General features: G+C 36.2%; 12 protein-coding genes and 1 pseudogene. 1 reads left to right on the top strand and 12 read right to left on the bottom strand.

Annotated elements, in window-relative coordinates; genetic code table 11:
* Positions 1-4: 4 nt before the first annotated feature.
* The 8 genes from nrdR to pepA all read right to left on the bottom strand — a co-directional run bounded on the left by nrdR (position 5) and on the right by pepA (position 8,656).
* A complete protein-coding gene (gene nrdR / locus R6U02_RS03565) occupies positions 5-469 on the bottom strand; it encodes a transcriptional regulator NrdR (RefSeq protein ID WP_410262262.1) in 465 nt (154 codons plus the stop codon).
* 49 nt (positions 470-518) lie between these two features.
* Entirely contained in the window at positions 519-1,154 is a 636-nt protein-coding gene (gene coaE / locus R6U02_RS03560) for a dephospho-CoA kinase (protein ID WP_410262261.1), read from the bottom strand.
* Complete coding sequence (gene mutM / locus R6U02_RS03555; RefSeq protein ID WP_410262326.1) at positions 1,133-1,963, bottom strand: DNA-formamidopyrimidine glycosylase; 831 nt, start codon at positions 1,961-1,963, stop codon at positions 1,133-1,135. The genes coaE and mutM overlap by 22 nt, the downstream gene beginning before the upstream one ends.
* A 73-nt stretch (positions 1,964-2,036) precedes the next feature.
* A complete protein-coding gene (gene polA / locus R6U02_RS03550; protein ID WP_410262260.1) occupies positions 2,037-4,700 on the bottom strand; it encodes a DNA polymerase I in 2,664 nt (887 codons plus the stop codon).
* Positions 4,701-4,852: 152 nt separating this feature from the next.
* On the bottom strand, positions 4,853-6,181 hold the full coding sequence (gene murC, locus R6U02_RS03545) for a UDP-N-acetylmuramate--L-alanine ligase (RefSeq protein ID WP_410262259.1): 1,329 nt from the start codon (positions 6,179-6,181) through the stop codon (positions 4,853-4,855).
* A gap of 137 nt (positions 6,182-6,318) precedes the next feature.
* On the bottom strand, positions 6,319-6,894 hold the full coding sequence (locus R6U02_RS03540) for a hypothetical protein (RefSeq protein ID WP_410262258.1): 576 nt from the start codon (positions 6,892-6,894) through the stop codon (positions 6,319-6,321).
* Between the two features lie 34 nt (positions 6,895-6,928).
* Complete coding sequence (gene ytpR / locus R6U02_RS03535) at positions 6,929-7,534, bottom strand: YtpR family tRNA-binding protein (protein WP_410262257.1); 606 nt, start codon at positions 7,532-7,534, stop codon at positions 6,929-6,931.
* A gap of 39 nt (positions 7,535-7,573) precedes the next feature.
* Complete coding sequence (pepA, locus tag R6U02_RS03530) at positions 7,574-8,656, bottom strand: glutamyl aminopeptidase (RefSeq protein ID WP_410262256.1); 1,083 nt, start codon at positions 8,654-8,656, stop codon at positions 7,574-7,576.
* A gap of 162 nt (positions 8,657-8,818) precedes the next feature.
* Here pepA and R6U02_RS03525 point away from each other — a divergent pair, with 162 nt between their 5' ends.
* Positions 8,819-9,172 (top strand): hypothetical protein, encoded by a 354-nt coding sequence (locus R6U02_RS03525; RefSeq protein WP_410262255.1) that lies wholly within the window; start codon positions 8,819-8,821, stop codon positions 9,170-9,172.
* A gap of 66 nt (positions 9,173-9,238) precedes the next feature.
* Here the strand turns inward: R6U02_RS03525 and trmB are convergent, their stop codons facing one another.
* The 4 genes and pseudogenes from trmB to R6U02_RS03505 all read right to left on the bottom strand — a co-directional run.
* Positions 9,239-9,883 carry a tRNA (guanosine(46)-N7)-methyltransferase TrmB gene (trmB, locus tag R6U02_RS03520; protein ID WP_410262254.1) on the bottom strand — a complete coding sequence of 215 codons (645 nt, stop codon included), beginning with the start codon at positions 9,881-9,883 and terminating at the stop codon, positions 9,239-9,241.
* A gap of 59 nt (positions 9,884-9,942) precedes the next feature.
* Positions 9,943-10,734 (bottom strand): phosphotransferase family protein, encoded by a 792-nt coding sequence (locus R6U02_RS03515; protein ID WP_410262253.1) that lies wholly within the window; start codon positions 10,732-10,734, stop codon positions 9,943-9,945.
* A 133-nt stretch (positions 10,735-10,867) separates the two neighbouring features.
* Complete coding sequence (locus R6U02_RS03510) at positions 10,868-10,990, bottom strand: hypothetical protein (RefSeq protein WP_410262332.1); 123 nt, start codon at positions 10,988-10,990, stop codon at positions 10,868-10,870.
* A gap of 71 nt (positions 10,991-11,061) precedes the next feature.
* Positions 11,062-11,208, bottom strand: a pseudogene (locus R6U02_RS03505) (response regulator transcription factor); the annotation flags it as partial.
* Positions 11,209-11,403 lie beyond the last annotated feature (195 nt).

The raw sequence follows: 11,403 nt of genomic DNA, 5'->3' as shown, positions 1-11,403 counted from the left end.
AATACTATTTATCTTTTCTCTTCTTTTCAAGTTCTTTCATTTCCTGCATAAAGACTTCGATATCCTTAAATTGTCGATAAACACTTGCAAAACGAATATAGGCGACATCGTCTATATCTACGAGTTCATCCATGACAAATTCTCCAATTTGTTTAGAAGGGACTTCGCTGAGGCCTAAATCACGTATTTTATATTCTACTTTATTAACAATGTTTTCCTGATCTTCCGCAGCTACTGGACGTTTTTCACACGCTCTACGTATGCCTCTCAGCAATTTTTCTCTGCTGAATTCTTCACGGTTTCCATTTTTTTTGACAACTAAAATAGCACCTTGTTCAATTCTCTCAAATGTAGTAAATCTAAAGGAACATTTTTCACATTCACGTCGCCGTCTAATGGCTCTGCCATCATCTGCCGGTCGACTATCTATAACTCGACTTCCATAGTGCTGACATCTTGGACACTGCATGCATTTCATCCCTTTACTAAAGATTTCATATGGTTATTATACCATATGACTACATGGGTGACGAATACCCATTTTTTGTCAACCATTCATCTATTTGCTGGATAGTTTGAGATATTGTTCCGTTATTATCTATGACCACATCTGCTTTATTTTTTTTGATTTCCAGTGATTCTTGTACTTCAATGCGTTTTACAGCTTCTTCTTCAGTCAGCTGATCTCTGTTTCTTAATCGGCTTAGTTGAGTGGCATAATCAGTGTAGACGACCATTACTTCATCAACGTAATCATCATAACCTATTTCATATAATAGCGGAATGTCCATAACGATTAACGGATACCCGCGTTCACACATTTCTTTTTTCCTCTCCATCATTTCATTGAATATATCTTTTTGTACCAATGCGTTTAAATGACGCAGTTTGTCATTATCACTGAATACAATTTCTCCTAACAGCTTCCTGTTTATTGAGCGGTCTTTATTTACTATTTCTCCACCAAAATAATCAACAACTTTAGAATAAGTTGATTCTCCAGGTTCCATGATTTCTCGCGCGATGATGTCTGCATCAATTACTGGATAACCTGATTTCTTCAAATATTGACCAACGGTTGATTTTCCACTTGCAATACCACCGGTCAAACCTAACACATGGGACAAGATGGTCACCTTCCAATTTTCTGACAATAAGGGCAATAATGCGTTCCTCGTTGTGCTACTTTTATTTTTTCGATCGTGTGTTGACACCGTTGACATGCTTTGCCTTTTTTTCCATAAACATTTAAATATGCTTGATAGCTTCCTTCGACTCCAAAAGCATTTGAGTAGGTTCGAATCGTCGTTCCACCCTTTTTCACAGCTTTACTCATGATACCGATAATTGAAGTCTTTAATGTTTCTATTTCATCGTCGCTTAAGGAGTTTCCCTTTCTTTCGGGATGTATATACGCATCATAAAGTATTTCATCAGCATAAATATTACCTATGCCTGCCACTACTTTTTGATCCAGTAAGCATGCTTTTATAGGTCTTTCAGTCTTTTTTAATGCTTTTATTAGATGCTCTGTTTTTAAAGCTTCTACGGTCGGTTCAGGTCCTAAGTTCTTGATTGAAGGATGTAAATGCAATTTATCTTTGTCTACTAAACTCATTTTACCAAATTTCCTTACATCGAGATATCTGAGCTGTTCATCGGAATCCAACTCGAACACCACATGTGTGTGTTTGGTTAAAGGCACCGTTGCTTTTTCGATACGATACTTTCCTTCCATTCTCAAATGACTAATTAAAACATAGTCAGTTAGGATAAATAATAAAAACTTACCTTGACGTTTGATATCTACGATTTCCTGACCCCTTATCTGTTTTTGAAATTCAAAAACAGAGGGTTCTTTTATAATATTTGACCACAGTACATGTGTATCAACAATTATCTTCCCTAAAATCAATTTCTTTAGTCCATTTTTCACATTTTCCACTTCTGGTAATTCAGGCACAGGTTTCATCTCTTTCTTTAAAAAATTATACTCAATAAAAGAAGCGAGAATATCTCTCGCTCCTTCATACTGATTATTTAGCGTCATACCAGCTGTCTCCATAGCTACTGTCTACTTTTAGCGGAACAGCAAGCTGCACTGTGGTTTCCATTACTTCATCTACAAGTTGTTCAATCTTTTCTATCTCATCTTCTGGCACTTCAAAAATAAGTTCATCATGAACCTGCAGTAGCATCGTCGCTTTTAATTTTTCTTCTTTAATTCTTTTGTTCATTTCAATCATAGCCATTTTCAGAATATCTGCTGCACTTCCCTGAATAGGTGTATTCATAGCTGTCCGTTCAGCAAATGACCTAAGATTGAAATTTCTTGAATTAATATCTGGAAGGTAACGTCTTCGATGAAACAAGGTCTCAACATACCCTTTTTCTTTAGCTTCACGAATAATATCATCAATAAAGTTTTTAACACCAGGAAAACGCTCGAAATATGTGTCTATATATACTTTTGCTTCTTTTCTTGTAATATTCAAATTCTGAGACAAACCGTAATCACTGATACCATAAACAATTCCAAAATTGACTGCTTTGGCATCTCTACGCATATTAGCCGTTATTTCGGATGGATCATCAATTCCAAAAACTCTCATGGCCGTTGTCATATGAATATCTTCATCCTCATTAAATGCTCTGATTAACTCTTCATCTTTAGAAATATGCGCGAGTATACGCAGTTCAATCTGGGAATAGTCGGATGCGTATATTTTCCATCCCTTTTCTCTAGGTACAAAAGCTTGTCTGATCTTTCTGCCTTCTTCTAATCTGATAGGAATGTTTTGAAGGTTAGGATCGACAGAACTCAACCTACCCGTACGCGCAACTGTCTGTAAATAACGCGTGTGTATCCTACTCGTTTCAGGATCGATCACTTTAAGCAGTCCTTCGATATACGTAGACTGGATCTTGGAAATTTGGCGGTATTCCAAAATGAATTTGACGATCGGCGCCTGATCTCTTAATTTTTCTAAAACGTCCTGAGCGGTCGAGTAGCCTGTTTTCGTTTTTTTAATAACTGGATAGCCCATTTTTTCAAACAATATAACACTCAGCTGTTTAGGCGATTTAATATTGAATTCTTCTCCAGCTTCTTCATATATTCTTTGTTCAACGTTATCTAAAATCTTTTGAAATTCTTCCCGCATCGTTTCTAATCGCTTAGCATCCACAGTGATCCCCTGGATTTCCATTTCAGCCAGAACCATGGCAAGCGGCAGCTCCATTTCTTTCAACAAATCTTCTTGGTCATTCTCTTTCAACTCTTCATCCAGCGTTTCTGACAAATCGTGAATGGCTAAGATTTTTCGGGCTAAATGAGCATTCATCAAGGTTTGATCCTCTGGCACTTTGATTTTCTTACCCTTGCCGTAGACCATTTCATCCGGTGAAACACCTGGATAATTATGTTTAGAAGCGACATCAAACACATCACCACTGCTGCTATCCTCGGCTGTTAACAGATAAGAAGCCAGCATAATATCGAAAGTGATACCTTCTGCTTTCAAACCTTTATTGTTAAGAGCAACAAATGTCTGTTTAGCATCATACACTCTTTTACTTTTACTTTCATCTTCTATCCAATCTTTAAATATGGTCGATTGAAGAGCTGTTTCAGTATTGGTTACATAAATCGATTCATCATTCCCCCAAGCTATACAAACAATCTCAGAATGGTGATAATTCTCATCCAACATTTCGGTGTAAAGAGCCATCTCATCCGTAAACATCGATGAGGTGATCTCATCTACAAATGTATAGTTCACTTCTTCAACATCTTCAGCTAGTTCTTCCATATATTCTGCTGTATCTAATTTTTTCAAATGTGAATTGAAGTCCATTTCTTTATAAAAGGAAATAAGAGCTTCTATATTTTGACCGTCATAATCCAATTCGTCCAGTGTAACTTTTACTGGTGCGTCTCTATCGATCGTTGCCAGTTTTTTACTCAAGAAAGCCGTCTCTTTTTCATTGATCAGATTCTCTTTACGTTTTGATTTCTTCATATCTTCAATATTCTCATATAAATTTTCAACTGAGCCATATTCATGAAGTAATTTCAAAGCTGTCTTTTCGCCTATCTTTGTAACTCCGGGAATGTTGTCTGAGGCATCGCCTGCAAGACCTTTCATATCTACTATCTTGTCAGGCGTGATGCCCATTTCTTCCATTATGGAATCTTTCGTATGTTCTTTTAGATCTTTCACACCTTTTTTGGTGATATCTATGCGTACGTGATCGGAAGCTAATTGAGTTAAGTCTCTATCGCCTGTTAATATAACGACATCAAACCCTTTTTCTTCAGCCTCTTTTGCCAACGTTCCGATAATATCATCGGCTTCGTAATTGTCTAACTCGTAACTTTTAAGACCAAAGCCCTCCAATAAATCACTCAAATACGGAATTTGTTCAGCAAATTCAGAAGGCATTTTGGAACGGCCGCCTTTGTACTCTTCAAAGTATTCGTGTCTGAACGTGGTTTTCCCAGCATCAAAGGCGACTAAAGCGTGTGTTGGTTTTTCCTTGTCCATAATTACTTCCAGCATATTATGAAAGCCATATAAGGCATTTGTGTGTAAGCCGTTTTTATTTTTCATGCTCTCTATTTGACTATGTAATCCATAGAATGCTCGAAAAGCCACACTATGGCCATCAATTAAAAGCAGTTTTTTATTTTCAGTCAATATACTTCACTCCTAGTTATCCATCCTATGACTATAATATCAAACTTTCGGTGATAGAAAAAGAGAACATACTTGAGAGCTCCCACTACTTCAACCAATACAGCATGTTGTAGTTGAAGTAGACTGCTCATAAGTACCTTCTCTCTAAAGGTTTAATTAATAGCTTGAGACTGGCTTAAAATGCGTTCAAAAGCATGTTCGAATTTTTCTACGTCTCCCGCTCCCATAAATATGACAACCTGGTTTTTATGTTTCAACAGCGGCGACATATCTTCTTCAGTCAATATTTGTTTTCCCTTTTCTGTTTTATCGAGTAAGTCTTTAATCGTTACTTTACCATCTTGTTCTCTGGCTGATGTAAATATATCACATAAATATACTGCATCTGCTAGATCCAAAGCTTCTCCGAATTCATCCAGCAAAGCAATCGTTCGGCTGAATGTATGCGGCTGGAATACTGCAACAATTTCTTTATCAGGATATTTTTGATGAGCTGCATCAAGTGTTGCTCTAATTTCAGTCGGATGATGAGCATAATCATCAATAATTACCGTATCCATCACGTTTTTTTCAGTGAACCGTCTTTTAACACCCTCAAAGGACAGTAATCGGTCTTTGACTTTTTCCTGGTCTAACCCTTCATAATGGGCGAGAGCGATGACAGATAAAGCATTCTGAATATTGTGTTTGCCAAATGAGGGGATAGTAAAGCGTCCGTAAAAGTCTCCTCGAACATACACATCAAAACCAGAACCATGGGTAGAACGTTCGATATTTTTTGCTTGAAAATCATTGTATTCATCAAAACCATAGTAAACGATAGGTACAGATGCATGTAATCGTTGCAATCTCATATCATCGCCACAAGCAAAAATCGCTTTTTTTATTTGTTGTGAAAATTCCAGAAAGGCATCTTGAACATCTTCAATGCTTTTATAATAATCTGGATGATCAAAATCAATATTTGTAATGATAGCATAGTCCGTTGCATAGGCTAAAAAATGTCTTCTATACTCACAAGCCTCCAGGACAAAGTATTTAGCATCCTTAACGCCACTACCCGTCCCATCACCAATTAAATAACTTGTATCCTTAATGCCGCTTAAGACATGAGCAAGCAGGCCTGTGGTGCTCGTTTTTCCGTGAGAGCCGGTGACAGCAATGCTGGTGTGCTGATTACTAAGTTCTCCTAAAAAATCGTGGTACCTTTTAACGGTAAGACCTAACTCATTGGCGCGAACGATTTCCTCATGTGAATCAGGAAAAGCGTTTCCGGCAATGATAGTCATACCTTCTTTAATATTGTCTTTATCAAAAACAAACATTGGGATGTTTGCTTCTTCCAGATTTTTCTGAGTGAAAAAGTACTTCTTCACATCGGAACCTTGTACTTTAAATCCCTTGTCTTGAAGTATCAATGCCAAAGCACTCATACCTGACCCTTTGATTCCTACGAAATGGTACAGTGTATCTTGATTCATAATAAAAAAGTCCTCCAGTTATGTCTAACATGCTAATTTTACATCGTTACATACTATATGGCAAATAGAGAAAAAAAGCTAGTAATACATTATTAATGTTAAGATACACTGATAGATCCGTTTATTTTCAGTTAGTGTCAGTCTTTTGAATTGTCTTTATAATTAAACAAGCCAGGAACATTTCGTCTTTCGCTGTTTTTCCCACTCTTTTCTTCTTCCATTATCGCAGCAAGTGTCCGATTTAAACCGAACGATTTTTTGGTCAATTTCATGGATTTAATTTGGGGCAAAACCTTTTTCTTTGAACCGCCGACCTCTTCTATACTTAGAGACGTGCTTTCTTGCCATAAAATTTCCAGTTCCTTTGTTACATATTGCTCGTATAGTATGAAATCTTTCTTTTCTTTTCTCATATCTGCCTTTAATTGCTCGTAATTAAACGTACTTTTCGTTTCTTTTTTAGGTTTGTGATAGCCATAAATAGGAGAAGGTACTTTGCTCACTTCAAAAGGAGGAGAAATATATCCTCTACGTCTGTCTTCCTCTTTATGATTCAAATAGCTTTTAAATCCTTTTTCTACATCTTCTCTACTTTTCACATGTTTTGGAAGTGAGTAGGAGTCGTCAAAAGAAACTTGCTTCTGTTTTTTGTTTTTATGACTTTCTTCATTTTTACGTGTCGTTTCAAAAAAATCTGTATACTTAGAAGTCATCGTTTCCCTCCTTCGTCTCGGTTAAAAGATCAGATTAAAATTTAAATTCTATTCCCGGCTCTGGGCCATCATCCAGAACCATAATTCCATCAGCTTCTTGAGGCAAGCCTAGTTCTCTTGCGGAGCAGACCATCCCTTCGCTCGTTACTCCTTTTAATTCACCCGGCCAAATAATCAAACCGCTCGGCATTACTGTTCCTACTTTGGCAACAACAACTTTTTGTCCTTCGGCAATATTACTTGCCCCACAAACGATTTGAACTTCTTTTTCATCATCTATTTCTATTTGTGTGACACTTAAATGGTCTGATCCCTCTACAGGTTCACATTTTTTTACATAACCTACGACGAAATTTGATCTGCCCGTTGTTTCTAGTGTTTTTTTGAAATCCGCTTCCTTTATCAGTTCATTCAGACTATTTATATTTTCTTCCGATAAAGTAACAGGGCCATTGGTTAAATCTTTTAAATGGGTTGAAGCGTTAAATAAATTATAACCTACAACTCTATCTGTTTCCTTATTTTTAATTTCCACTAGATCTTCAGACTTGCTGAATTCTTGAACATCACTTTCACTTTTCTCGAATAAAATCATCAGTGTATCATTTAATCCATTATTATTATACGTACTTACAAACATATCGCGTTCTCCTTTTAGTGTTTATGTTATTATTTTTTGTTATTTGTTCAGCTTTAATGTTTCTAAAATTGAACGATCGAAAGACTTCACGACTTGATAGGCCATTTCCCTCGCTGCTTCGTAATCATCAATTCTAAACAATGACTGGTGCGTATGAATATATCTTGCCGGGACACCAATGACTGCACTAGGTATCCCTTCATTAAGCTGATGAGCGGCAACCGCATCTGTTCCACCTTTTGAAACAAAATACTGATAGGGGATATCGTGTGTTTCGGCTGTATCCAGTAAAAAATCTTTCATTTCTTTAGACAATATCATTCCAGGGTCTTGAAATCTTAATAAGAACCCTTCACCTAAACGTCCGAAAGCTTCTTCATCTCCGTTTAAATCATCAGCTGGCGAACAATCCACAGCAATGAATGCATCAGGATTAAATTTCCTTACCGCGCCTTTTGTTCCACGCAACCCCACTTCTTCTTGGACGTTAGCGCCGACAATAAGTGTGTTAGGCAAAGAATCATCCTTTAATTTCTCAAGTAATTCAAGCACTAAGGTCACACCAAAACGGTTATCCCATGCTTTCCCTAAAAATGCTTTACCATTAGCCAGCTCGACTGTCTCCACTTTAGGAACAATGGCATCTCCTGGTCTGACGCCGTATTCTTCAGCTTCATCTTTGGATTCAAACCCACCATCAAATAGTATATCCTCGATCGATGGTTTGGTTGCTTCTTCATTTTTGAGTAAATGAGGTGGAATGGAAGACGAGACAACTGGATAATCTCCCTTTTTCGTTTGTAGTGTAAACCTTTGAGCTGACACAACATAAGGATTCCACCCGCCTAATGGCAAGACTTTAATCAGCCCTTTTTTGGTAATGGCTGACACCATAAAGCCCACTTCATCCATGTGGGCAGCAATCATCAATTTTGGTGCATCATTTTGTGAAGACTGTTTAACACCAAATATCCCACCTAATCCATCATAGTCGATCTCATCAACGTACGGTTTCATCTCCTTATGCATAAATGTTCTCACTGCATGTTCAAATCCGCTTGTTGCTTGCAATTCTGTCGTCTTTTTAATTAGCTCTTTAGTTTTTGAATTTTTGTTATTCATGTTCATACTTTATGTTCCTTTCGCTATATGTATTAACCTATTCTTTATTATTATACACAAAACACTCTCCGATTTTAACCTTTCATCTTTCATTTTCTGTTACACTTCATCTTCGTGTGTGATAAAATAGAACCAACCTATCAATGTAAAGGAGGAGTCACAGTGTTTCAGTTCAAAAAAATAAAAATGTCTCGTTATTCTTCTAAAGAATGGTCACTTCTTTCAATCGTTCTTGTGTTATCTTTTTTTCTGGGCGTGCTATCTTTTAAGCAATACAGTGAGAAAAAAGCTTTAAAAGCAGATGATATATTAAAAGATGTGAAAAAAGAATTTCTCAAAGAAGGCACTCTAGATGGATCTTGGATAGAGTTGACAAAAGTACCTTGGAAGAAGTTTGCTCATAAAACGGATGTCTACTATGGCGGTATTTCTCGTTATGAGGACTATAAGCTGGTTCAGTATGAATTTATTGCTGACGCATATACAGGTACGATCATCGATATATATCGCGTATAATCACCCATCTATATAATGAAAAAGCCAAATTGTTCTTAAAAACAATTTGGCTTTTCATTATATAGATTATTTTTTAGGAAATTGAACAACAGCTTTATATATTCTATTTCCTTTACTAGAGAATTTTTCTTCATACTCGGTCATTACATTATCTTTTACATCACTTTTATGCAAATCGAGGTACACTTCAGATAGTTTAGCAGGGTAATTAGAAAAACTCACTAAAGAGTATTCAAATAATTTCTGATTATCCGTCTTAAAATGCAACTCACCTTCTGTATTTAAAATAGTTTCATAGACAGCTAAAAACGTTTTATAGGTCAACCGTCTTTTTTCATGACGATTTTTTGGCCAAGGATCTGAAAAAGTTAAATAAATACGATCTACTTCATCTTTTTCAAAGTAGTGAGTTAAATCACTGGCATTCACCTGCAACAACTGTACGTTTGGTAAATCTTCTTCTATTTGTTTTTCTAGAACCGTTATGATAACACTCGATAGTAATTCAACACCCACAAAATTAATCGCAGGATACTTTTTGGCCATGTCCATAATAAACTGACCCTTTCCACATCCAACTTCAATATGAATAGGATTTTCATTACCGAATCGTTTCTGCCAATCCCCTTTGACTTCTCCGGGATTATTAACGACATATTGAGAATATTCTTCTAACATATCTCTTGCATGGGGTTTATGACGTAATCTCATTCTCATTCTCCTTCATCTGTTCAATAAAAAAGAGATCAGATTGAAAACCTGATCCTTTTTTAAGTTTTAATAAGTCTTAATGTGGCATCCAGCTTAATTAACTCATTGTTCATTCGGATATAATCCTGTTTTTTATGATTGTTTTTCAAATCATTTAAAATATTTAAATGAGCATACCAATATATTTTATCTTTTGAAAATTCATTATTTGAGAGTCGAACAGCGTTCAGCCAATCATCCCAATGGTCAGGATGAATATAGCGTCCCATCAACTGTCCCATATCATAGCAAGGATCCGATATAATAACCGAATCCCAATCAACCAAGTATAAGTGGTTATCAGTAGACAATAATAAATTTTTATGTGAAATATCTCCGTGACAAACAACCTGATTATCATTACTTGTTTCATCAGGTATATTTTCTTTCAAATAAACAATGGCTTTTTTTATTAATGGATGAGTTCTAAGATCGGAAGCTAAGTCAAAAACCGAATCGTTATAGAAATCAGATGGACTTACAGTTTTACCGCCAAGTCTCATCAACATACGTTTTAAGCTTTGTGAATGATGGACCTTGCGAATAATATCAAATACGCTAGACATGTGCATTTCTTCTTTGTGAAGGGTTCTTCCGCTACACCATTCTTGCGCTGTTAAAACGTCACCGTTACCCGTTCGTTTTGTCCACACGAGTTTAGGTGAAATGCCTTCCAGGGATAAGGCCGCTAAAAATGGAGAAGAATTGCGCTTTAAAAATAATCGTTCTTCATTTCTTGTACCCATATAAGCTTGACCTGTTTCTCCACCGATAGGATGTAATTGCCACCCCGATTCTCTCTCCAGCTCCATATTTACTCAATCCTTTTTTATCTTTAGTCAAACAATGGTACAGACATTGATGCACTTTCTATTGTAGAAAGAAAATTGTGCGTCGTCAAGCACATGCATGTTCTTTTTTATTTTCATGAATAAAACAATTCATTTAATTAGTTAATTTGCCACATTGTTTTACTATTTCTTTTTCATAACCAGCTTGTAATTGTCTGATGATTGAATTCGCTTCAGGTACATCAAACTTCCGGTTGTCAATTTGATTGATCGGCATGACTTCCTTGGGACAGTATCCATGTTTTGAACAGATGAAAGAACAATGGTTTTGGGTTTATGATCCTGATTGTTTATAAAATGAAGCACTTCCAGTCCTGTATAATAGGGAAGCAAGACCTCAGTGATTACCAAATCGAAATGGCTCAAATTAAGCATTCTGAAGGCTTCTATTCCATCGTGGGCCAGATAAGTGCTATGTCCGTTTCTATCAAGTATCGATTGTACTACGCTACCTATCAATTCATTGCTTTCGGCTATCAAAATTCGCATTGGACAGAAAAATTTTCGATCAATATTAATTAATTTTACACACAAAACATATACAATTTATGGAAGAAATAGTAACATTCATCAATTATAATGATATATTTGACACTTTTATTGAGAAAGAAGAGGAAAACATTGAAATTT

The organism is Alkalibacterium sp., assembly GCF_046484155.1.
Classification (GTDB): Bacteria; Bacillota; Bacilli; order Lactobacillales; family Carnobacteriaceae_A; genus Alkalibacterium.
This window is presented reverse-complemented; position numbering and strand designations above follow the sequence as displayed.